Origin of the sequence: Pseudomonas nitroreducens, from assembly GCF_014204515.1 — a bacterium.
Lineage (GTDB): Bacteria > Pseudomonadota > Gammaproteobacteria > Pseudomonadales > Pseudomonadaceae > Pseudomonas > Pseudomonas nitritireducens_A.
The window spans coordinates 1-22,500 of record NZ_JACHLI010000053.1 but is presented as its reverse complement, the minus strand read 5'-3'; the positions used below and the strand labels follow the sequence as shown (position 1 = coordinate 22,500).

21 protein-coding genes are annotated in these 22,500 nt (G+C 66.6%); 5 read left to right on the top strand and 16 right to left on the bottom strand.

Translation table 11 applies throughout. The features are described from left to right. Positions 1–63 precede the first annotated feature (63 nt). The gene (locus HNP46_RS34025) at positions 64–963 is read right to left on the bottom strand and encodes a DMT family transporter (protein ID WP_184598193.1); all 900 of its coding nucleotides are present in this window, start codon (positions 961–963) and stop codon (positions 64–66) included. A 136-nt stretch (positions 964–1,099) separates the two neighbouring features. On the opposite strand from HNP46_RS34025, the gene HNP46_RS34020 reads away from it, so the two are divergent. Beyond that, positions 1,100–1,975 (top strand): helix-turn-helix domain-containing protein, encoded by an 876-nt coding sequence (locus tag HNP46_RS34020; RefSeq protein ID WP_184598190.1) that lies wholly within the window; start codon positions 1,100–1,102, stop codon positions 1,973–1,975. Positions 1,976–2,697: 722 nt separating this feature from the next. Here the strand turns inward: HNP46_RS34020 and HNP46_RS34015 are convergent. The 6 genes from HNP46_RS34015 to HNP46_RS33990 all read right to left on the bottom strand — a co-directional run bounded on the left by HNP46_RS34015 (position 2,698) and on the right by HNP46_RS33990 (position 9,677). Further along, a complete protein-coding gene (locus HNP46_RS34015) occupies positions 2,698–3,021 on the bottom strand; it encodes a DUF3325 domain-containing protein (RefSeq protein ID WP_184598189.1) in 324 nt (107 codons plus the stop codon). After that, positions 3,021–4,544 (bottom strand): PepSY-associated TM helix domain-containing protein, encoded by a 1,524-nt coding sequence (locus tag HNP46_RS34010; protein WP_184598186.1) that lies wholly within the window; start codon positions 4,542–4,544, stop codon positions 3,021–3,023. The genes HNP46_RS34015 and HNP46_RS34010 overlap by 1 nt, the downstream gene beginning before the upstream one ends. Beyond that, positions 4,541–4,828 carry a DUF3649 domain-containing protein gene (locus HNP46_RS34005; RefSeq protein WP_184598183.1) on the bottom strand — a complete coding sequence of 96 codons (288 nt, stop codon included), beginning with the start codon at positions 4,826–4,828 and terminating at the stop codon, positions 4,541–4,543. The genes HNP46_RS34010 and HNP46_RS34005 overlap by 4 nt, the downstream gene beginning before the upstream one ends. Positions 4,829–4,960: 132 nt before the next feature. Further along, positions 4,961–5,548, bottom strand: a complete 588-nt coding sequence (locus HNP46_RS34000) for a hypothetical protein (protein WP_184598180.1) — start codon at positions 5,546–5,548, stop codon at positions 4,961–4,963. A 204-nt stretch (positions 5,549–5,752) separates the two neighbouring features. After that, positions 5,753–8,194: a TonB-dependent siderophore receptor gene (locus HNP46_RS33995; RefSeq protein WP_260403336.1), complete on the bottom strand. Its 2,442-nt coding sequence runs from the start codon at positions 8,192–8,194 to the stop codon at positions 5,753–5,755. Positions 8,195–8,279: 85 nt separating this feature from the next. Then, positions 8,280–9,677 (bottom strand): PLP-dependent aminotransferase family protein, encoded by a 1,398-nt coding sequence (locus tag HNP46_RS33990; RefSeq protein ID WP_184598177.1) that lies wholly within the window; start codon positions 9,675–9,677, stop codon positions 8,280–8,282. A 140-nt stretch (positions 9,678–9,817) separates the two neighbouring features. On the opposite strand from HNP46_RS33990, the gene HNP46_RS33985 reads away from it, so the two are divergent. Both HNP46_RS33985 and HNP46_RS33980 read left to right on the top strand, forming a co-directional pair. Next, positions 9,818–10,705 carry a DMT family transporter gene (locus HNP46_RS33985; protein ID WP_184598174.1) on the top strand — a complete coding sequence of 296 codons (888 nt, stop codon included), beginning with the start codon at positions 9,818–9,820 and terminating at the stop codon, positions 10,703–10,705. Positions 10,706–11,146: 441 nt separating this feature from the next. Beyond that, positions 11,147–13,177 (top strand): DEAD/DEAH box helicase, encoded by a 2,031-nt coding sequence (locus HNP46_RS33980; protein ID WP_184598222.1) that lies wholly within the window; start codon positions 11,147–11,149, stop codon positions 13,175–13,177. A gap of 44 nt (positions 13,178–13,221) precedes the next feature. Here HNP46_RS33980 and HNP46_RS33975 read toward each other — a convergent pair whose 3' ends face one another. From HNP46_RS33975 to HNP46_RS33935, 9 genes are all read right to left on the bottom strand, one after another. Next, positions 13,222–14,082 carry an SPFH domain-containing protein gene (locus HNP46_RS33975; RefSeq protein ID WP_260403338.1) on the bottom strand — a complete coding sequence of 287 codons (861 nt, stop codon included), beginning with the start codon at positions 14,080–14,082 and terminating at the stop codon, positions 13,222–13,224. 137 nt (positions 14,083–14,219) lie between these two features. Next, positions 14,220–15,215, bottom strand: a complete 996-nt coding sequence (locus HNP46_RS33970) for a FecR domain-containing protein (protein WP_184598169.1) — start codon at positions 15,213–15,215, stop codon at positions 14,220–14,222. Then, entirely contained in the window at positions 15,212–15,745 is a 534-nt protein-coding gene (locus tag HNP46_RS33965) for a sigma-70 family RNA polymerase sigma factor (protein ID WP_184598166.1), read from the bottom strand. The genes HNP46_RS33970 and HNP46_RS33965 overlap by 4 nt, the downstream gene beginning before the upstream one ends. A 393-nt stretch (positions 15,746–16,138) precedes the next feature. After that, entirely contained in the window at positions 16,139–16,924 is a 786-nt protein-coding gene (locus tag HNP46_RS33960; protein WP_184598162.1) for a 3-hydroxybutyrate dehydrogenase, read from the bottom strand. A gap of 42 nt (positions 16,925–16,966) precedes the next feature. Next, a complete protein-coding gene (locus HNP46_RS33955) occupies positions 16,967–17,326 on the bottom strand; it encodes a YceK/YidQ family lipoprotein (RefSeq protein WP_184598160.1) in 360 nt (119 codons plus the stop codon). A 27-nt stretch (positions 17,327–17,353) separates the two neighbouring features. Further along, entirely contained in the window at positions 17,354–18,487 is a 1,134-nt protein-coding gene (locus tag HNP46_RS33950) for an ABC transporter permease (RefSeq protein ID WP_184598157.1), read from the bottom strand. 9 nt (positions 18,488–18,496) lie between these two features. Next, entirely contained in the window at positions 18,497–19,669 is a 1,173-nt protein-coding gene (locus tag HNP46_RS33945; protein ID WP_184598154.1) for an ABC transporter permease, read from the bottom strand. Further along, a complete protein-coding gene (locus tag HNP46_RS33940; protein WP_184598151.1) occupies positions 19,651–20,622 on the bottom strand; it encodes an HlyD family secretion protein in 972 nt (323 codons plus the stop codon). Before HNP46_RS33940 ends, HNP46_RS33945 begins: the two co-directional genes overlap by 19 nt. Before the next feature lie 85 nt (positions 20,623–20,707). Next, positions 20,708–21,187 carry a phosphate-starvation-inducible protein PsiE gene (locus HNP46_RS33935; protein ID WP_184598142.1) on the bottom strand — a complete coding sequence of 160 codons (480 nt, stop codon included), beginning with the start codon at positions 21,185–21,187 and terminating at the stop codon, positions 20,708–20,710. A 194-nt stretch (positions 21,188–21,381) separates the two neighbouring features. Here HNP46_RS33935 and HNP46_RS33930 point away from each other — a divergent pair, with 194 nt between their 5' ends. After that, positions 21,382–21,663 (top strand): DUF3509 domain-containing protein, encoded by a 282-nt coding sequence (locus tag HNP46_RS33930; RefSeq protein ID WP_184598132.1) that lies wholly within the window; start codon positions 21,382–21,384, stop codon positions 21,661–21,663. 267 nt (positions 21,664–21,930) lie between these two features. Continuing rightward, positions 21,931–22,197, top strand: coding sequence for a YebG family protein (locus tag HNP46_RS33925; RefSeq protein WP_184598129.1), 267 nt, complete (start codon positions 21,931–21,933; stop codon positions 22,195–22,197). Positions 22,198–22,500 lie beyond the last annotated feature (303 nt).

Below are 22,500 nucleotides of genomic sequence, written 5' to 3'. Positions count from 1 at the left end.
ATACCCATCGATCAGCGTGCAGGCACCGTTGATGGGTATCGCAAGCTCCACCCATCCTACGGCTCACGCCCTCACCGGCTGCAAAACTGGCTTGGGTTTGCGAAACACCAGCACGTTGCCCACCATCACCAGCCCCAACCCGGCCAGGGCCGGCAGGCTCCACTGGTAACCTTCGGCGAAGGCCGAGACATTCAGCGCCACCACCGGGAACAGCACGGTGCAGTAGGCGGCGCGCTCCGGCCCCATGCGCCCGACCAGGGTCAGGTAGGCGGTGAAGCCGATCACCGAGCCGGGAATCGCCAGGTACAGCAGCGACCAGACGTACTGCGCGCTGCTATCGAAAGTCAGCGGCACGCCCTGCACCAGACAGATCGCCAGCAGGATCAGCGAGCCGTAGAGCATGCCCCAGGCGTTGGTCGACAGCGGCCGCAGCCCGGCCTTCTGTTGCAGGCTCGACAACAGATTCCCCGCCGAGAAACACAGCGTCCCCAGCAGCGCCAGGCCCAGGCCGTAGAAGGTTTCCCGCGTCGCCTGGTGCCCGGACAGCTCGGGCCAGAACAGCAGCGCCAGCCCCGCCAGGCCGAACGCGCCACCGCCCAGCACGTTGGGTGCAATGCGCTGGCCGAAGAAAATCCGCGCATTCAGCGCATTCCACAGCGTCGCCGTGGAGAACACCACGGCCACCAGCCCGCTGGGGATCCACTGGCTGGCGGTGTAGAAGCACAGGAAGTTCACGCAGAACAGGCACAGGCACAGGCCCTGGGCAAAGCAGATGGCCTGGCCGCGCCGCCCCAGCGGTTGCAGGCGCCGCGAGAGCAGCAGGATGGCGAACAGCACCAGCGCCGCCAGGCTGAAGCGATAAGCGATGGACAACGGAATGGCGACCACGCCGACCTGCAGCTTGATGGCGATCCAGGTGGTGCCCCAGATGAGCACGGTGAGCAGGTAGAGCGAGAGGTTCATGGCGGACTCCGGATTGCTGGGGAAACAGTCTCCCGCCCTGCCCCGGCGCCGGCTTGCAGATTCTTGCGCTTATTGCGACAACCGGGCTGGCAAGGCGCGCCCGCGCGGGTAGAGTGAAGGCAACAGAGGAACACTCATGTCAGCCATTTCGCAGCTCGAAGTCTTTCAGTCGATGAACGCCTCGCCCAACGCCCGCCTGGAGCGTTGTGCCGAGCTGGGCGACGGGCTGTCCGCGGCGATCTGGAGCAACAGCCACGACGCCCGCGATTACCATGCGCCCAGCCATCACACGCTGTCCTGCTACCTGAACGACGGCACCGGCACCTTCCGCCGTGGCGCCCCTGGCACCACCGGCGCGCCGGACAAGCTCTGCGTGATGCCGGCCGGCGCCGAGTCGGCGTGGATCGTCAACGGCGACATTCGCCTGGCCCACCTGTACATCGGCCAGGAACAGTTCGCCCTGGGCTGCATCCGTCTGCTCGACCGCGAGCCACGCGAACTGCAGTTGCAAGAACGCACCTTCCTCGACGACCCACAGCAGGCCGCGCGCTTCCGTCAACTGGTGAAGCTGGACTGGCACGAACCGGGCGAACGCATCCGCACCAGCACCCTGGCCCACGATCTGATCGATCACCTGCTGCTCAACCAGGTCGGCATGCGCGAAGGACTACGCCTGAAAGGCGGGCTGGCGCCGGCAATGCGCCGCCGGGTGGCCGACTACATCGAGCAACGCCTGGACCAGCCGCTGTCCCTGGGCGAACTGGCGATGCAGACGGCACTGTCGGAATACCACTTCGCGCGGATGTTCCGCGAAAGCTTCGGCATGCCGCCGCACCAGTACGTCCTCGCCCGCCGCGTGGCCCTGGCGCAACGCCTGCTGCGCGACACCCGCCAACCGCTGAGCCAGGTCGCCCTGGCCTGCGGCTTCTCCAGCGCCAGCCACTTCGCCAACCGCTTCCGCTCGGTGGTGGGCGGCACGCCAGGGGAGTACCGGCAGGCGTTCGAGGAATAAGGGTCAGGTCGGGAGGCTCATTAGGTAGGATCGGGCTTGCTCGCGAACTGCCCCCTGCCGCCCTCCCCGCAGAAAACCTTCCATGCCCATGCTGCCGGTGCACGGAATCGATGGGTATCGCTGCGCTCCACGCCGTCCTACGTTTGTGCTTCGCCGTGGGTTTCGCGTGGATGGAAGTTCCGATCGCGGACAAAGTCCGCTCCTACGAAAAGCTGATACGCCGGCGCGGGAATGGTTCGCGAGCAAGCTTGCTCCTACGAAGAGCCGAATATCCCAATGCCCCCAGCCCCCAGCCCCCAGCCCCCGGCTCAGGCTATGGCTCTGGCTTTGTGAGACTTCCAGCGCAACGTCCGCAAACTCCGAACGCCCCGTTCAGGAGGCCTCGTTGAAGCGCAGTTTCAGGGGTTGAGCGACATGGATGTCGCGAGAGCGCTGTCGGGCCAGGGATGGCCCGTCAGCGCGGGCCCCTGAAACTGCGCTTCAACGAGGGAATTTTTCGCCTAAGCGAAAAACCGGATGATTGGGGCAAGACCTTTGCCTCCTTTGGGGCGTTTGCCAAAGGAGGTCGCCCGAGGGGGCGAAACACGGAGTCCGCGCGCGCACCGAAGCGACGCGGGAAACCCTGCGCGAGGCAAACACATCGCGGACAAAGTCCGCTCCTACAAAAACCGCAACCCGCAACCAAGGACGATTCGCGAGCAAGCTCGCTCCTACAAAAAATCTCAGCCCAGCACCGCCAGTACCCCACCAATCACCGGCATCGCCGCCGCCGTCGGCAACGCCCAGCGCGGCCGCCAGGCCAGCAGCAGGACCAGCGTCGCGCCGGCAATCATCAGCAGGCACGCCCAGTAGACGATGCCCAGCTCGACACCGATGACATGGATCGCGTAAGCCAGCGCCAACGCGCCATCCACCAGCGCAGCGATGCGCAGCAGGCGTACGCGTGACGGCGACGGCGCGCTGCCGAACAGGTCTCGGTGATGGCGTGAAAGGGAAAGGCAGGCCGCCGCCAGCGCCAGCAGGTTGAGACCGAACACCAGCAGCATCAGGCGTACTCCTCTTTCGGTGCACGGCGTGCGCGCACCGGTTCGCCGCGCACCTGGCCCAGGCGCCAGCCGAGGAAGGCGCAGCAGCCGCCGATAAACAGCAGGCCCAGGTCGATACCGGCCATCATCCAGTCGCCATTGGCGAAATGCGTGGTGATGCGCCCGGGCTCAGGGCCGAACAGGCTCAGCACCGGCAGCAGCAAAGCCAGCGCCGCCAGCGCGACGAACTGCTCGCGGGCCATGGCACGGCTGCCACGACGCAGCAGCGCGTGGGCCAGCGCCAGCAGCCAGATCACCACGAAGGCCGTGGCTTCCCAGCGGGTACGCTGGAGCAGGTCGGCCGGCAGCAGGCGCGAGGCCGCCAGCAGGCCGAGGGAGGCAATCGGCAATCCGCCGCAGACCGCGCCATTGAGCGTGCGCACCAGCGCCACGCCACGGTGGCCACGGGTCTCGCGCTTGCTGACCCAGACCTGCAGGCCGCCGAACACCATCACGCAGCCCACCAGGCCGAGCACGAAGTACATCACCCGCAGCAGGTCGTTGCCGAACTGCGCCATGTGCAGGCCGGTCAGCCAGGCGTAGGTCTTGTAGCCCGGCCTGTAGGGCTTCTGCTGGTGGATCAGCGCGCCACTGCCGGAGTCGAAGGAAACGGTGCGCTGGTCGTTGACCATGCCCTTGTCCACGGCCTTGCGGATCTGCACCATCGCCGCCGCGTCGCCGGGGTTCTCGATGCTGATCCAGCCCACCTGGCTGTCGTCGCCCCAGGCTTCTCGGGCCTTGAGGATCATGTTGTCGATGGACTTGCTGGCCTTGGCCGGCTTGCCCAGCGCTTCGCGCTCGAAGGCGCCCTGCACGTCATGGAAGAAATGCTCCATGTCGTTCTTGTAGGCCACCTTGATGCCGGCGGTCATGTAGAAGGTGATGAAGATCGCCAGGCCCGTGTAGGCCATCAGCAGGTGGAACGGCAGGCCGAGCACGCCCAGCACGTTGTGCGCGTCGAGCCAGGCACGCTGCTTCGCCGCCTTCGGCCGCAGGGTGAAGAAGTCCTTGAAGATGCGCCGGTGCACGATCACTCCGCTGACCAGCGCCACCAGCATGAACACGCCGGCAATGCCGACCACGTAGAGGCCGAGAAGGCCGCCGTGCAGTTCGTAGTGCAGCTCGAAGAAGAAGTTGCCGCCGACGGTTTTGGGCAGCACCTCGCCGCTCTGTGCGTCCACCAGCAAGGACTGGAACGCGCTGAAGTCCGCCGGCTCCCAGCCAGCGGTCCAGTAAGGCATGCGCTCGGTGGGCGGGTGCATCCAGTAACCATGGGCCTTGGGCGCACGCTCAACGAGCAACTGGCGGATCTGGTCGGCGTCGACCCTGACCTCTTCCAGCTTGTGCAGCTGCGGCATCATCCAGCGGGTGAGTTCCTTGTCGAACACCGCGACGGTGCCGGAGAACAGCACGACGAAGAGGATCCAGCTGACCAGCAACCCGCTCCAGGTATGCAGGCCGGACATCGACTGGCGCAGGCTCATGGGCGCGCCCCGTAACTGCCGGGCAGGAAGGCCGCGGCCGCCAGCACGACGCTCAGCACCGCCGGCAGCCAGACCGCGCGCCAGGGGCTCTTCGCGCCGAAGGCATAGAGGATCGCCGCAACCCAGACGATGAAGCAGGCCAGGCTGGAGAGCGAGACGCGATCGGGCCGCGACATCGGCAGGTAGACGCTGAGGAAGGCGGTGGCCGCGTAGGCCAGGGCGTAGCCACCCACCACGGCACTGAGGATACGGGCAGTCACGGCGCCGGCTTGGCTGGTGGTCATGCGGCGGGTCTCGGCTGGAGCGGGTGCGGGGAGGCGCACATGCGGATGAATCCTGGCGAAGCGGCCCAGGTCCTGCCTGGGCGCGCGATTGAAAAGCGGAATTATATGATATTGCTTCTCAATTGAAAGAATTCAGCAGCGTCGTTTGTGAGTATCTGTGTCGGAAATCCGCTGTACGGCGTAGGTCGGGGTCACATCCATGGCGCGCAGCAGGTGATTCATCATCAGGTTGGCCTCGGCAGTGAGACGATCCGGCGGCTGCTCCCGGAGGATGCGTGAGCAACCGGCGGTCAGCTCCACCGCCGCCACTACCTGGCCCTTGCCGAACAGGTACTCGAAGAACAGCAGGTAGTCGGTACCGGGCCGGTCCTTGAAATAGGCGATACGCCGCAGGACGTTGATCGCGCCGACTATCCACTCCGGGCTTTCGGGGAACTCCAGCACGCCCAGGCTCCAGGTCTGGGTCGCATCATCGTAGTGGTTGAAAGCCGGGGAGCGCCGGTGCCGGCCCCAGCCGGCGATCCAGGCGGCCGCGGTGGTGCCCTGGCCCAACTCGCACAGCTCGCTCCAGGTCATGTCGCCGCGCCGACGCCGGTCGCCGTCCACCCATTGCTCCAGGTCGATGAAGCCCCCTGCCGAGCCCGCCTCCTTCTGCAGGAACGCTTCGAGCCGGGAACGGCTAATGGCAACTCTCAGGTACAGCTGGCATGGCTCGGCCATGGAACCCCCTTTTGTTCTTGTGGCGGTTGATCTGCTCCGAACACCGATGGCCCGGAGTGCTGAAACGTTAATGCTAGGGCTTCGCCTGCCTTCGTTTCAGCCTCCGCTTTCGACCGTGAAGGGATAATCTTCCGAGCGAACTGTACGAATGTTCAATTACCGCCCCAGCGGTATCGCCAGGCGGACCATTCGCAGGGGCTTGTCCTACCAGCGATAGGTCGCCGTCCCTGTGACGACACGGCCATTGCCATAGATGCAACGGGTAGCGTCGTAGCATCCGGCGATGTACTCGCGGTCGGTAAGGTTGTTGGCGTTGACGGCGAAGCGCCAGGGGCCGGTCTGGTAGTGCACGGCGGCATCGAGCAGCGTGTAGCTGGGCACGTTCAGTGAGTTGTCCGGCGCGCCGGGGTTGCGGCCGTTGTAGCGCACGCCGCCACCGAAGCCGAAACCTTTCAGCTCACCATCACGCAGGGTGTAGTCGGCCCACAGCGAGGCCAGGTTGCGCGGCGTGGGAATGCTGATCGGGGTCTTGCCATCGCTGTCGTCGTTGGCCTGGGTGATCTTCACGTCCTGGTAGGTGTAGGTGGCGATCAGGTTCAGCTCGTCGCTCAGGCTCGCTACACCCTCCAGCTCCAGGCCGCGGGAACGCACCTCGCCGGTCTGCACGCTGCTGTTGGGATGGGTCGGGTCCGGATCGAGGGTCAGCACGTCGCGCTGGGTGATCTCGAAGACCGCGGCGGTCACCGAACTGTCCGAGCCCTTGGGCTGGAACTTCACGCCGACTTCGTACTGCTTGGCCCTGGTCGGATCGAACGGCTTGCCCGCGTAGTCGGTGCCGGCGTTGGGCGTGAAGCCCTCGCTGTAGCTGAAGTACGGCGCCAGGCCGTTATCGGCCAGGTAGACCAGCCCGACCCGGCCGCTGAAGGCTTCGTCCTTCTGGCTGGCGTGGGTGTCGCCGGAGGTGCTGCTGTTGTCGGTGGTCGAGCTGGCCCAGTCATAACGCCCGCCCAGGGACAGCACCCAGTGCTCGTCGAAGTGCAGCTGGTCCTGCAGGTACACGCCGGTCTGACGCTGGGTCTGGTCGGTGTATGTCCAGTCGTCGGCGGTGAAGGCAGACTTATCCACAGGTCCGTAGGACGGGCCGCCGTAGAGGTCCAGCGGCGTGGTCAGGATGTAGGCCTGCGGGTCCTCGGTCTTCTGCCGTTGCCAGTCCAGGCCCAGCAGCAGGGTGTGGCGCAGCCAGCCGGTGCTGAAGTCGGCCTGGGCCTGGTTGTCCAGGGTCCAGCGCTCGTACTTGGGATTCTCGATCCCGGCGAAGCGCAACAGGGTGCGCTCATCGCCACCGTCCATGCCCCAGTAACCGGTGGTGCCGGCGCCGTAGACCATATTGTCGTTCAGATCGAGATGGGCGTAGCGCAGGTTCTGACGCACCTGCCAGACATCGTTCAGGCGGGTCTCGAATTCGTAGCCGAGGCCGTACTGGGTTTTCTCGTACTTGGAGAAGTGTTCATCGCCGGTGAAGTAGTCGCGGTGGATCCTGCCGTAGGTACTGCGGTTCAGGGCACCGTTGGCCGGCAGGAAGTTGTCCTGGGCATTGGTGTCGTCCTTCAGGTAATTCGCCATGACGGTCAGGTGGGTATCCTCATCCGGCTGCCAGGTCAGCGACGGCGCCAACGCCAGGCGCTTGTCCTCCCAGGGCGTATCGCGGATATCGCCTTCGTGGCCGACCATCACCACGCGGTAGCTCCACACGCCCGCCTCGTCCAGCGGCCCGGTGCTGTCGATCCCCAGTTGCTTGCGCGCGTCGGTGCCGTACTGCACCTGGATTTCATGGCTGGCGACGCTGCTCGGACGCTTCGAGACCTGGTTGATCACCCCGCCCGGATCGCCCTGGCCATAGAGCACACCAGCCGGGCCACGGAGCACCTCGACGCGCTCCAGCATGTAAGGGTCGACCATCCAGCTGGCGAGGTTGATGGTGTTGGGCAGCTGCAGGCCGTCCTGGTAGGTGGTCGGTGAGAAGCCGCGGATCACGGTGTACCAGTCGGAACGGTTGTTCGAGCCATACGACGAGACGCCCGGCGTGTAGCGCAGCGCTTCGTTCACCGACTGCACGCCCTGGGCTTCCATGCGGTCGCGGGTCACCACCGAGATCGACTGCGGCGTCTCGTGGATCGGCGTGTCGGTCTTGGTCGCGGTGACGCTGCGCCTGGCCACGTAGCCCCGCACCGGTCCCCTGGGGTCTTCCTCGGCCAGCCCGGTGATGGTCTGCGCCTTCATCTCCAGTGCGCCCTCGGTGGCGCTGGGCGCCAGGCGATAGCTGCCATCGGCGCTGGACTCGGCCGACAGGCCGCTACCGGAGAGCAGCACGGCGAAACCCGAGTCCACCGAGTAGTCACCGCTCAGGCCATTGCTGCGCAGGTTGCGGGGCAGCGCCGGGTCGAAGGTCAACAGCACGCCGGCCTGGCGCGCGTAGGCGTTCAAGGCCTCTTCCAGGCTGCCGGCCGGCACGCTGAAATGCTCCGCGGCCGACGCGGCGATGGCGGAGGAACAGGGCAGCAGCGGCAGGCTGGCGGCCAGGCCGAGGGCGGCGATGCGCAGGGCGCTGGCCAGCGGGCGCAGGCGTGCGGAGGGGGCGGCAGGCATGGAATTTCCTTGTGCAAAGAAGCGGGACTGCACAGAGGCCGTACGACGAATCAAAACCTGCAGACCAAGCTGAAAATATTTTCTGTCAGCTATCCCGCGCCTGCTGCATCGCCCGCTCCAGCCCCTCGAAGACCCGCGGCGACAGGCACTGGGCGACGTTGAAGCGCAGGAAGCCACCGGCGCTCTGGCTCAGGCTGAACACATTGCCCGGCGCCAGTACCAGGTTGTCCGCCAACGCGGCACGCGACACCTCGGCGGCGTCCAGCCCGCCGGGCAAGCGGGCCCAGACGAACAGACCGCCGCGCGGCTCCAGCCAGGGCTGGATATCCAGCGCGCGCAGGCGCTGCAACGTCTCGCCCATGGCGTCGGCCAGGCGCCCGCGCAGGCTGTCCAGGTGGCGGCGGTAGCTGCCCTTGCGCAGCAGCTCGTAGAGCATCTCGGCGCTGAACGGGCTGTTGCCGAAGCTGGTGGCCAGCTTCAGGTCCACCAGGCGCTCGCACCACTGCGGCTGGGTAGCGATGTAGCCGCAACGCACCGAGGCCGACAGGGTCTTGGAGAAGCTGCCGACCTGGATCACCCGCTCCAGCCCGTCGAAGGCCGACAGCCGCGGCGCACTCTCGTGCTCGAAGTCGCCGAAGATATCGTCCTCGACGATCAGCAGGTCGTGGGCCTCGGCCAGCTTCAACAGGCGATGGGCGATCAGCGGCGAGAGCACCGCGCCAGTGGGGTTATGGAAGGCCGAGTTGGTGATGTACAGGCGCGGCCGGTGCTGCTCCAGCAGGCTCGCCATGGCGACGACGTCCGGCCCGTTCGGCGTGTAGGGCACGCCCACCACCTGCACGCGATGCGCACGCAGCAGAGCCTGGAAGTTGAAATAGCCGGGGTCGTCCACCAGCACGCAGTCGCCCGGCTCCAGCAGGAAGCGGCAGACCAGGTCGATGGCCTGGGTACCGTTATCGGTGAGCACCACCTGTTGCGGGCCGACCGGCACACCATAGTCCGCCAGCCGCCGCGCCAGCTGTTCGCGCAAACCGGAATGACCATAGGGACGTCCGTATTCCAGCAAACCGGATTGCGGCGCACGGGCGATCTGCCGCAGCGCGCGGCGCAGTTCGTCCTCCGGCAGCCAGGACGGCGGCAGCCAGCCACAGCCGGGCTTGAGCGAGGTCTCGGCGGCCTCCAGGGATTGCCGGGATATCCACAGCGGATCGATGCTGCGGTCCAGCGTCGGGCCGACGTCTGCCAGCGACAGCGGCGGCGCATGGCCGGCGACGTAGAAACCCGAGCCCCGTCGCGCAGCGATCACACCATCGGCGGCCAGGCGATCGTAGGCTTCGACGACCGTGGTCTTGGACACTTCCAGTTGTTCGGCCAACTGGCGAATCGACGGCAGCCGCTCACCCGGCACCAGTGCACGAGCCGCCAGGCGCTCGTGCACGTGCTGCATGACCGCATCGACTCGGGTGCTCCTTGGTCTGCCCATGCCAGCCCTCGACTGCCCTGAAGAGAATGTGTACCGAGATAATTTACGGACAGTTTGTGCAAATTGTACCTTTCTGTCACTGGCCGCTCGGCGGACTCGCGCGCATCCTCGAAGCTCGCTCCCCTGCTGGATGCCCGACCATGAACAACTCTCAAACCCTCGCCAGCCACAGCAACCTCGGCGGCTGGCTCAGCGGCTTTCTCGGCGTGCTGATCTTCAGCGGCTCGCTGCCGGCGACTCGCGTGGCGGTGGCCGACTTCGACCCGACCTTTCTCACCCTGGCCCGCGCCAGCATCGCCGGCCTGCTGGCGGCGGCGATCCTGGTCCTGCTGCGGCAGAAGCTGCCGGCGCGCCAGGACCTGATCCCCCTGCTGATAGTCGCTGGCGGCGTCGTCGTGGGCTTCCCGCTGCTCACCGCGCTGGCGCTCAAGCACGTCAACTCGGCCCACGCCATCGTCTTCGTCGGCCTGCTGCCGCTGGCCACCGCGCTGTTCGGCGTGCTGCGCGCCGGCGAGCAGCCGCGCCCGGCGTTCTGGATCTGCTCGCTGCTGGGCAGCACGGTGGTGGCCGGTTTCGCCCTGTCGCAAAGCGGCGCGGGCAACTTCACCGGCGACCTGCTGATGCTCGCCGCGGTGGCCGTCTGCGGCCTGGGCTACGCCGAAGGCGGACGCATCGCCCGTCATCTGGGCAGTTGGCAGGTGATCTGCTGGGTGCTGGTGCTGTCCCTGCCGCTGATGCTGCCGCTGGCCTGGTACACCCAGCCGGCGACCTTCGCCGGCGCCAGCTGGCCGGCCTGGCTGAGCCTGGGCTACGTGTCGCTGTTCAGCATGCTGATCGGTTTCTTCTTCTGGTACCACGGCCTGGCCACCGGCGGCATCGCCGCGGTCGGCCAGCTGCAATTGCTGCAGCCGTTCTTCGGCCTGGCGCTGGCCGGCCTGCTGCTGCACGAACAGATCAGTCCGCTGATGGCCGGCGCCACAGTCGCGGTCGTCCTTTGCGTCGCCGGAGCGAAACGCTTCGCCCGCTGACCGCCGGTTTCCTTCCGCGTCCCGCCCGAGAAAAATCGCGGTATCATCGGGCGTTTGCGTACTCGGCTGGACTGCCGGAAGGACACTCGGATGAAGCCACCCGCCGAATCTCCACAGCTTGCCGTGGCGCGCGACGAACTCGCGCCGCGGCCACGGCTGACCCTGGGCAGCCACGTGCACAGCGGCTTCGACCTGCGCAGCGGGCGCATGCAGAACATCTCCCGGCACCGCGCCGCCCTGGCCTTCCTGTATGCCGACATGCCCGTCTCGGGCAGCGTCACCCCACGCTCGGGCCGCGAGATCCGGGTATTCCGCGATGACCGCATCGTCCGCGTCAGCCGCCAGCTGGAGCAGGAACAGGCCTGGCGCCTGGAGCTGCGCGAGCTCGGCTTCAAGCCGGCGATGCGCCGCAGCGACGCACTGGAAGACAGCGCCGGGGAAATGTTCGAACTGCCCGACGACAGCGCCTGGCAGGAGTTCATGCGCGCAGGCCTGCCACGGCTGCGCGAACAGGGCTGGGAAATCGACATCCGCGCCGAGTTCGTCTTCGACCTCACGCCGGTGGAGAACTGGTACGCCGAGATCGAGGAGACCGACGACCGCCAGTGGTTCGACCTGGAGCTGGGCATCGAGGTGGAAGGCCGGCGCATCAGCCTGCTGCCGGCGCTGATCGAACTGATCCGGCGCATGCCGGCGCTGCTCGACCCGGCCGCCCTCGCCCGCCATCCCGACGATGAGCAACTGGTGCTGCGCCTGGATGCCGGGCGCAACCCGATCCATACCTGGCAGACCGCCTCCGATCGTCCGCTGCGCGTGTCCCTGCCGTTCGGCAAGCTCAAACCGCTGCTGGGCACACTCTCGGAGTTCTACATCGGCGAACAGCCGCCAGTGCGCCGCCTGCGCATGGGCGCGCCGGACGCCGCGCGGCTGACCGAGCTGGAAGAACTGCCGCTGACCTGGCAGGGCGGCGAACAGCTGCGCGAGATCGCCCACCGCCTGCGTGACTACCGCGCCCAGCCGGCGGTGATTCCCGCCGGCCTCAACGCCGAGATGCGCGCCTACCAGCACGAAGGCCTGAGCTGGATGCAGACCCTGCGCGAAGTCGGCGCCAGCGGCATCCTCGCCGACGACATGGGCCTGGGCAAGACGCTGCAGTCCCTCGCCCACGTGCTGCTGGAAAAACAGGCCGGACGCCTGACCAGCCCGGCGCTGGTGATCATGCCCACCAGCCTGATCCCCAACTGGCTGGACGAGGCCGAGCGCTTCACCCCCCAGCTGCGCGTGCTCGCCCTGCACGGCGCCGGCCGGCGCAAAGCCTTCGCGAAGATCGCCGAGCACGACCTGATCCTCACCACCTACGCCCTGCTGCCCCGCGATGCCGAGAAGCTCGCCCAGCACGAGTACCACCTGCTGATCCTCGACGAGGCGCAGAACATCAAGAACGCCAGCACCAAGGCAGCCCAGTCCGCGCGGCATCTGCGGGCACGCCATCGCCTGTGCCTGACCGGCACGCCGCTGGAAAATCACCTGGGCGAGTTGTGGTCGCTGTTCCACTTCCTGCTGCCCGGCTGGCTGGGCGACGCCCGCCAGTTCGCCACGGACTACCGCACGCCCATCGAGCGGCATGGCGACCAGGGTCGCCTGGCGCACCTGGCCGCGCGCATCCGCCCGTTCCTGCTGCGCCGCACCAAGGAACAGGTGGCCTCGGAGCTGCCGCCCAAGAGCGAATTCATCCAGCACATAGAACTCAGCGAGGCGCAGCGCGACCTCTACGAAACGGTGCGCCTGGCGCTGGACCGCAAGGTCCGCGACGAGATCGCCCGCCGTGGCCTGGCGCGCAGCCGCATCATCATCCTCGAGGCGCTGCTCAAGCTGCGCCAGGTCTGCTGCGACATCCGCCTGGTGAACAAGGACGCCCCGCCGCCCACCGGCAAGTCGGCGCGCGCGGTGACCTCGGGCAAGCTGGTCTACCTGCTGGACATGCTCGAAGAGCTGCTCGCCGAAGGCCGCCGCGTGCTGGTGTTCTCGCAGTTCACCTCGATGCTCGCGCTGATCGGCGAGGCGCTGGCCGAGCGCAACCTGGAGTACGCCCTGCTGACCGGTGATACCCGTGACCGCCGTGCGCCGGTGAAGGATTTCCAGGAAGGCCGCGTGCCGTTGTTCCTGATCAGCCTGAAGGCCGGCGGCGTCGGCCTGAACCTCACCGCCGCCGATACGGTGATCCACTACGACCCCTGGTGGAACCCGGCCGCCGAGAACCAGGCCAGCGACCGCGCCTACCGCATCGGCCAGGACAAGCCGGTGTTCGTCTACAAGCTGATCGCCCGCGGCACGGTGGAAGAGAAGATCCAGTTGCTGCAGCGCGACAAGGCCGCCCTGGCCGCCGGCATCCTCGAAGGCAGCGCCACCGACTGGCAGCTGGACGACGCGGATATCGACGCGCTGTTCGCACCGCTGCCCCGGGCCGTCTAGAGCGCAGCGCAGGGATGGCCCGCGGGCCATCCCTGGGGTTCAGGTCACTGCTGGCGCGGGCGACTGGCGTCGATGAACGGCAGCGCGGTGCCCGGAATCATGGTCTCCGGCAGCTTGCCGTCCCAGCGCTCGGCCTTGGTCAGCTCGATCAGGTTCTGGTTCTGCGCCAGCGCCTCCGCCTTGGCGCGGATGGCGTCGGCCTCGGCCTGGCCACGCAGGCGGGTCGCTTCGGCATCGGCCTTGGCCTGGGCCAGCTTGGAATCGGCCTCGGCCTGCGCCTGGGTCACCTGGATCTGCGCCTGCACCTGCTCGGTGGCGAGGTTCTGCTGGCGGGTCTGGATCGCCACCTCGGCTTTCATCCGCTCCTCGATGGAACGCTCGTAGGCTTCGGAGAAGTCGATGTTCTCGACCTGCACGCTGTCGATCATCACCGGGCCGGCGATGGACGTCTTGATCGCCGTGGCGACGTCGGCGACGAACTGCCCGCGGTTCTGCACGGCCTGGATCGCGGTGTAGCGCCCGAAGACATTTTCCACCTGGGTCGGCACCTGCCGGCTGACCAGGCGATCCACCAGCGCGTCGAGGTCGCCATAGCCGGTGTAGACCTTGGCGACCTCGTCCGGCGTGACGTGCCAGGACACCGATACCGCCAGCGTTGCGCTCTGCTGGTCGCGGCTGTAGGCCTGCAGCTGTTCGTAGCGGGTGGTGTGGTTCTGTACCGAGAGGGTCTTCACCGTCTCGATGAACGGCATCTTCCAGCCCAGTCCGGGCTCGGCGACGCTCACCAGCTTGCCGTTGCGCAGCACGATGCCGCGCTCCTTCTCATCGATGGTGTAGAAGGAGCCGCCGACCGCCACCAGCAGCAGGACCGCGATCAGCCCGCCGCCGATGAGTTTCAGGGGCAGCGCGGTGGGCGGTGCAGAGGGGTTCGAATTGGCCAAGATCTCTCTCCTTGAGTGGGAAGCGTCCATTGTGGGGGCGAACCAATAACAGAAAATCGGCGGCTTCCGAAGGAGATCAGGGGAAAAATCCCACCGCTATCTCAAACTGCCGGTACCAGCGTCACCCACCAGCGGGTGCGGTATTGCGCGCGTACCGGCAGGCTGCGCTGCAGTGCGGCGACTGCCTGTTCCGGCTGGTCCAGCGGGAACACCCCGGAAATCGCCAGCTCGGCCACCGCCGGATCGCAGCGCAGCACGCCGGGGCGATAGCGCGCCAGCTCGGCACAGAGACGGCCCAGGGTCCATTGCCGCGCCACCAGGTAACCATCACTCCAGGCCAGCGCATCGACGTCCAGCGCAGTCTCGCCGTACAACCCCTGACGATCGAAGCGCACCTGGCGACCGGCACGGATCACTCCGGCGGACTCGGTGCGCAGCGCCGGCGTGACCGCCACCGCGCCCTCCTGCACCGACAACCGCGCGTCGCCGCCGTCCAGGCGCACGGCGAAGCGTGTGCCCAGGGCTTGCAGGCGACCCAGCGGGGTCTCCACCCAGAAGGCGCGGCCGGCACTGTCCGCGGCGGTCTGCACGAGCATCTCGCCGCTGTACAGGCGCACGCGGCGCGCCTGGGCGTCGTAGGCGATGTCCACGGCACTGTCGGTGTTGAGCTGCAGCCAGCCGCCATCGGGCAGTGCGATGCGCCGGCGCTCGCCCACTGAAGTGCGTTGCTGGGCGAGCCAGGGCGAATCGCGCAGGCCCAGAGTACCGCTGCCCACCACCGCTGCCGTTCCGGCGAGCAGCAACAGGCTCTTCAGCGCTCGGCGCCGGGCCGGATCGACGGCGGCCTGGCGCAGGGAGCGACTGGCGAGGCCCGGGGCGATGCCGCCCAGGCGACCGTCGAAGAACTCCAGACGCTGCCAGGCCTGCTCGTGGCTCGGATCGGAAGCCCGCCACTGCTGACACGCAGCGAGTTCGTCGGCGGCGGCCAGGCCCGAGGCCAGGCGCACGCGCCAACCGATGGCCTGCTCCACCACTGAATGCTCCAGGCGCTGGGACGCATCCGTGGCGTCGAGCCGGTTCATGGCCAGTGGTTTCATGAATAGAGCGCCTGATAACAGTGGCCGAAGGCCTGGGTCATGTACTGCTGCACCGAGCTGAGCGAGACGCCCAGGCGCTCGGCAATCTGCGGATAGGTCAGGCCGTCCAGCTGCGACAGCAGGAAGGCGCTGCGCACCGCCGGGCGCAGGCCGTCGAGCAGCCGGTCGATCTCCATCAGCGTCTCCAGGACGATGGCGCGATCCTCGGCGGACGGCGCCTCGGCCTCCGGCTGCTGCGCCAGGCTGTCGAGCCGGGCGCGCTCCAGGGTCTGCCGGCGGAAATGGTCGATCATCAGCCCGCGGGCGACGGCGGCGAGGAAGGCACGGGGCTCGCGCAGGCCCTTGAGCTCATGGCGACCGAGCAGGCGGACGAAGGTGTCCTGCGCCAGGTCCGCCGCCTGGTGCCGGCACTCCAGGCGCCGGTACAGCCAGCCGAGCAGCCAGGAGTGGTGGCCGACGTAGAGTTCGCCGATCTGCGAGTGGTGAGTAGCCGACGTCACGAGTGCCCCCTGCGCGCGCACGCCAAGCATCCAGGTGCAACTGTAATGGCACCTCAAATGCGAAAACTTATCATTTGCGCGAAAGATGCCATGCCGACGCCATCACGGCAAGCGCTGCGTGAGGGATGACGATGGTTGGTGAGGACGCTCGTTCTGCTTTTCCGTGCCCTGACGTGGATGGCGGAGCCGCCGATCGCACTCAGCGTTGGATGCAGAAACTCCTGACAGCACGTGCAGGAAAGCCACTACATAGCCCTGCCGGTGAATGTAGGAATCTACTCCTGCGCCGAGACAACGAGCTCGGACCCGGCAGAGGCAGACGCCCCGGGCAAACCAGAGATCTTTTCGGCGCACATGATTTCCCCACAGCCCTGGCCAGTCACTCCTTGCTGCGCCGGGGCTTTTTTATGCCTGGCGTCACGCTCAGCGCATGCCCCAGCCATGGCTGACCAGCACCGACTGCCCGGTGAGCGCCGCCGAGGGGAAGCTGGCGAGGAACAGCACGGTCTGCGCCACGTCGTCCAGCGTGGTGAACTCACCGTCCACCGTGCCACCGAGCATGACCTGCTTCACCACCTCGTCCTCGCTGATCCCCAGTTCCTTCGCCTGCTCGGGAATCTGCTTCTCCACCAGCGGCGTGCGCACGAAGCCCGGGCACACCACGTGGGAGCGCACGCCGTGAGGCCCGCCCTCCTTCGCCAGGGTCCGCGCCAGGCCCAGCAGCCCATGCTTGGCGGTGACGTAGGCGGATTTCAGCGGCGAGGCCTCGTGGGAATGCACCGAGCCCATGTAGATCACCACGCCACCGCGCTTGGCCGGGTACAGGTGGCGCAGCGCCGCACGGGTAGTGAGGAAAGCGCCGTCGAGGTGGATGGCGAGCATTTTCTTCCAGTCGGCGAAAGCGAAGTCCTGCAGCGGGTTGACGATCTGGATGCCGGCGTTGGACACCAGGATGTCCAACCCGCCGAGGGTGGCGACCACCTCATCGATGCCGCGGTCCACCGCCTGCTCGTCGGTGACGTCCATGGCCACTGCCAGGGCCTTGCCGCCCGCGCCTGCGATCTCGTCCACCACGCGCTGGGCGGCGTCGCGCTGCAGGTCGGCGATGGCCACCGCGGCGCCGGCCTGCGCCAGGGTCAGGGCGATCTGCCGGCCGATGCCGCTGGCCGCGCCGGTGACCACCGCGACCTTGCCGTTCAATCTGTTCATCGCAGAGCTCCAGGAGAAGTTGGAACTCTCACTCTAGACGGCTCAGTCGCGCCGCAACTCGATACTGCCGTCGCGATTCTGTCGGTAGAGGGTATAGGGCAAGGCCAGCGTATCGACGACACCGGATAAGGCCATGTCCAGCACCGGCAGGGTCGGTGGGCCGAAGGTGTGGTTGGCCGGGCTGGTAGCCGGTGTGTAGCCGGTATTGGCTGGGGGCTCGCCGTACAGCTGGCAGGCATCCCAGACCACGCCGCCGTAGACACGTGGAATGGCGCCGCAGTAGGTGCCCTTGAGGCGCAGCTCGCTGGCGTCCACGACATCGTCGCTACGCAGCGTATGGTAGGACCCGCAGCCACTGAGCAGCCCCAGGAAGAGCAGCGGCCAGGCCATATTCAGTCTCATGTCAAAGCTCCTTCTCAACGTTCCGCATCACCAGCCCTTGAGCTGGTCCCAGCGCCAGTTGCGGTACTGGTAGATCAGAGTACCCAGCAGACCATAGGTCGCCGCCATGGCGAAAAGGATGAGGATACGGTCGGCCACGGCTGAAAGCGGCAGGTTCATCTGGTTCATCTCCACCACCGCGCGGATCGCCCAGGTGGAGGGAATCGCGTCGGCCAGCAGCTGCACCCACTGCGGCATGGCCTGGGGCGGCCAGGTGAAGCCGGCCATGTAGAACAGCGGCAGGGTGATGAACGTCATGGTCAGGTAGACCGCCTCCTCCGACGGCAGCAGCTCGGCGATGAACTCGCTCATGGCGATCACCGCCAGCAGGAAGGGCAGCACCAGGCCCATCAGCATGAAGAACGAGGCCGTCTGCCGATAGCCCATCATCCACGGCCAGATCACGTAGAAGAGCATCGCCAGCACCGTCCAGATCAGCAGCTGCGCGGCATAGCGACCGAAGCGCGTCGAGGTCGGCTGGCGCAGCGAACGCGGGGTGCCGCCGCGCAGGTTGAGGTTCACCCGCGTGCAGGACAGCAGCAGGCTGTGCTGCAGGATCAGCGTCACCAATCCGGGCAGGACGATGGCGGCGAAGCTGGTGCCGGGATTGAACAGGTCGGTGAGCTGGCCGATGGCCGGTTGCAGCAGGACGTCCGCCTGCACCTCGGAGAAACCGCCGCGCATCAGCCGCTCGCGGTTGTAGCGCAGCGACAGCTCGTTGTAGGTGGCGCTGATGTCCTGCTGGATCTGCCCATTCGCCATGCGGTTGGTGGCGTCGCCGAAGATCGGCACGGTAACCGCTTCGCCACGCAGTACGCGCTTCTCGAAGTCCAGCGGGATCACCACGATGGCGAACAGTTCGCGCCAGGCCAGGTCGTGCTGTGCTTCGGGCAGTTGGTCATAGCCGACGGTGGCGATCTTCGGCGCGGCGTCGAGCAGGCGCACCAGCTCGCGGGACACCGCGCTGTGGTCCATGTCAATCACCGCCACCGGCAGGTCATCCATGGTGCGGTGGGCGTAGGGCAAGGTGGTCAGCGCCACCGACAGCACCATCAGCAGCCACAGCGGCTTGCCGAGCATGTTGCTCAGCGACTGGCGGAAGACATTCCAGAAGTTCTCCATGGCGGCTCCTTACGCCGGGCTCAGGTCGAGGCGCCGGCGCAGGCGCATCTTGGCGATCATGTAGGCAATCAGCGGGTAGAGCAGCAGCTTGCAGCAGGTGTACAGACCTGACTCGGCCGGCGCCTTGCGCAGGAACTGGTCGAACAGGCCGTGCAGGGTGTGGGTCAGCGGCTCGGCCTCGGAGATGATGCGGGCGATCTGCGGCATCGCCAGTTCCGGCAGCAGCACGCCGGAGTACGTCTGCGCCACGCCGATCAGCAGGCCGATCAGCGAATAGGCGCTGTAGCGGTTGGCGGTGAAGATGAACAGCATCAGCCCGACGCTCTGCGCCGCCGCCACATAGCAGACGGTGATCGCCAGCATCCACCAGGGATTGCCGTTGATCCGCGCGCCATTGAGCTCCACCAGCAGGAAAAGTTCGACCATCAGCAGGGTGCTGAACAGCAGCGTGTACGGCGCCATCTTGCCCAGCAGCCGTGCACCGAGGGCCTGGGCGCGCAGGATGTGCGGCGACGACGCGCGCAGCTCGGGCGCCTCGCGGGCCAGAACGTGCACGGTGGCGACTATGACGAACAGCTGCAGCAGATGGACGATGGCGGCGAACTGCTGGAAGTAGATGTAGTTGCCGCTGGCGTTGAACAGGCTTTCATAGGACACCGCCACGCTGGCCAGCGCCGGCATGGCGCGGTCCATGCCGGCGGCCAGGCGCGGGCGCAGTTCGGCGTTGAGCGAACTCATCAGCCCGCTGAAATCCTGGGTCGAGTAGAAACCGGCCGAATAGAACAGCGAGTTGTAGTACAGCTCAGCCACCGGCTGGCGCCCGGACAAGGCATCCGCCTCGAAGTCTCGGGGGATGTAGAGCAGCGCGTAGTCGTCGGCCATGCGCAGGCGCCGCAGGCCTTCCTGCAGACCGCCACCGAGCACCTCGGCCTTGGCATGGGAGCCGGCATCCAGCTCACGGACGATGCGCCGCGACAGGCTGCTGTGGTCGGCGTCGACCACCGCCGCCGGCATGTCCAGCAAGGTGCCTGCCTGGTATACGCCGCTGATCACCACGAACAGCAGCAACGGCCAGAGCCAGCCGAGCCAGTGGATGGTCCAGCTGCGCAGGGCAACCCGCGTTTCGCTGCCGAAGGCCTGGGCGAAACGCAGCAGGTTGCGTCTTACTGCTTCCACTGCCACAGCGCGCTCATGCCGGGACGCAGGCCCTGCACCGGCTGGTCCGGGTACAGGCGCACCTCGAAGGTCTTCAGGTCGAAATCACCGGTGGCGCGGGTGGCGCGCTTGGTGGCGAAGTCGCCGAGCGGTGCGATATAGCTGACCCTGGCCTTCACCTCGGCGCCCTTCAAGGCCGGAACCTGGATCTGCACTTCATCGCCTTTTTTTACATCGGCGAGGATGTCTTCCCGCAGGTTGAAGACGAAATAACTGTCGGACAGGCGCACCAGCGTCAGCAGCGGACTGTAGGCATTGACCAGCTCACCCTGTTCCGCCGGGATCGGCCCGACCTCGCCGTCCACCGGTGCGACCACGTTGAGGTCGTCGGTCTGCGCCTGCAGTTCGAGGATCTGCGCGTCGGCCCGGCGCACTGCAGCCTCCAGCGCGCGGCGGCGCTCCTCGCGGTCGCCCTGGGTGCCTTCGTCGAGATTGGCCTGGGCTTCGGCGACACGGTTGCGCGCCACGTCGCGGCCACGGCGGGACAGGTCCAGCTGCGCCTGGGAGACGAAGCCGCGCCCGGCCAGCTCCTCGTTGCGCTGGTACTCCAGCTCGGCGTTGCGCAGCTCGGCCTGGGCCTGGGACAGGCTGGCCTGCAGCGCGCGCAGGGTTTCCTCGCGGGTACCGTGGAGGGATTCGTCGAGGTTGGCCTGCACCTGGTTGCGTGCGGCGCGCAGGGAGTCCAGCTGGGCCTGCAGCTCCGGGCTGCTCAGGGTGATCAGCAGATCGCCCTGCTTGACGTCGTCACCGCGGTGCACGTGGAGCGTTTCGACGCGGCCCTTGGCCTTGGAGGCGACTATGACGTTGGTGGCGTCGGCCTCGCCCTGCAGCAGCAACGGCTGGGTGTGCAGGCGCAGGTAGAGCGTGATGGCGATGATCACCAGGATCAGCAAGGGGGCGAACAGCTTCCATCCCTTCATGGAGTGGTCTTCTCAGGCGGCGGATGCACCGATGGTAGTGCATCCGCCGGCCGCGTGGCGCACCCGGATCAATCGCCGCGTGCGATCAGCGCTCGTCGTCGCTGATCAGGTCGCGCTCGCCGCTGCGTTGAGCGCTGCTCGAGGACGGGAAACGCGAGGAGGCATAGCGCACCACCAGGATCGCCAGCGCCAGCAGGAGCAGCGCCACCGAAACCAGGATGATGCCGTCGTCGGGCACATGGTTGTGCTGGATGTCGGCGATCATCAGGCGGGTCAGCGCGGTCATCGCCACATAGATCAGGAAGCGCACCGGCATGTGGTTGGTCTTGAAGTAGATGCCGACCATGGCGCCCAGTTCGAGATAGATGAACAGCAGCAGGATGTCGTCGATGCTCGCATGGCCCTTGTTGAACATCTCGACGAAGGCCAGGGCGGCCGCCCAGAACACCGTTCCGCCGATGGCGAACAGCGCCAGGTAGTGGAAGGCCTCCACCAGCAGGTTGCCCAGGGACTCGGCACAACCGTGCATCCGTTCGCGCAGGCGCTCGGCCCAATTGAGTTTCATTAGTCGGTTCTCTCCATCACAAATCGGCATCACAAATCAGCATCGCAAGGCTGGGTTGGCTTGAAGCCTGCAAGGGCCAAGCCATTGATCTCGCGCAGTCATGGCAAAGATCGGTTACGCGAACATGACTGCAACTTTTTCGGCCGCCCCCGAGTCCATCCAGAGGCACGCCACAAAACAGGCAGGAACGAGTGATGGAAAGTCCCTTTCAGAAGCTGACCGACGCCTTCCAGGATCAGTACCGCGTCAACTTCAGCCTTGAACGGCCCGACGGCAGCATTGTCCTGACCCTCTCCACCGAGGCAGGCGTGGCCGCGCGCCGCCTGCTGCGCAACAGCCAGATGCAGGACCCGGAGCAGCTGCAGCGCTTCATCCAGAGCATCCGCTTCGGCATCGCCATCGAGCAAGGCGGCACGGCGCCGCAGCTGCTGGCGGCCATGACCCGCGGCGGGAACGGCCTGCCGATCGCGTCCTGACGCCTCTTCCTGCAAGAATTCCTTCCTACAGAGTCATCTGACTGACGCTGCCTTGCGCTAGTCACTCGGCCCTGCCGCGCGCGCCTAAGGGGCGCGCGCACTGCTTTGGGCCCAGCCCATACTGGCCCAATACCGGCACATCTCTTCCTGACGTCTACGCTGCTGCATGGATTCGTGCAGCGGTAGTAGCCATGCGCAATCAATTTACTGTATAAATACACAGTAATTTCGAACTCCCCAATCAAAGAGAAGGCTCAGAGGTGATGAATGGCCGTCGAAGTGGTGTACCGCAGCAGCCGCGATCCGGAGCGCCTGTTCATGGATAAGGCAGAGGCCGACCGGCACGACAAGATGCTGGAGCTGGCGGAAACGCTGGCCGACGTGCTGCACAAGGCGGTCCCGTCGTTGAAGGAGGATCAGGTCGAGGAGATCGGCATCTTCATGGCCAAGAACCGCGATGCCTTCGCCCGCGCCTTCAAGAACCAGCCGGATGCGCTGAGCGAGATTTTCAGTGAGGCGGCGGCTGAGGAGTAAGCTGGCAGGCTGCGTGCCTGACCTGTAGGAGCAACTGTCTTCTTCTGATCGTTTCGTGCCTTGGATTTTCCCTCTCCCTAACCCTCTCCCTGAAGGGAGAAGGGACTGGTTCGGTGCCGGCCGAATCCACGGTGTCAGCCAGCACGGATAGCTCCCTCTCCCTTCAGGGAGAGGGCGGGGGGAGAGGGCTGTCCCCCCGCAGAACTTCACGTAGGAGCAACTGTCTTTCACCCATTCTCCGTTCGCCACTGAGTGCCATCCCTGACCATTGCGTTGAGCCTCACGATCAGCACGCGCATGCAG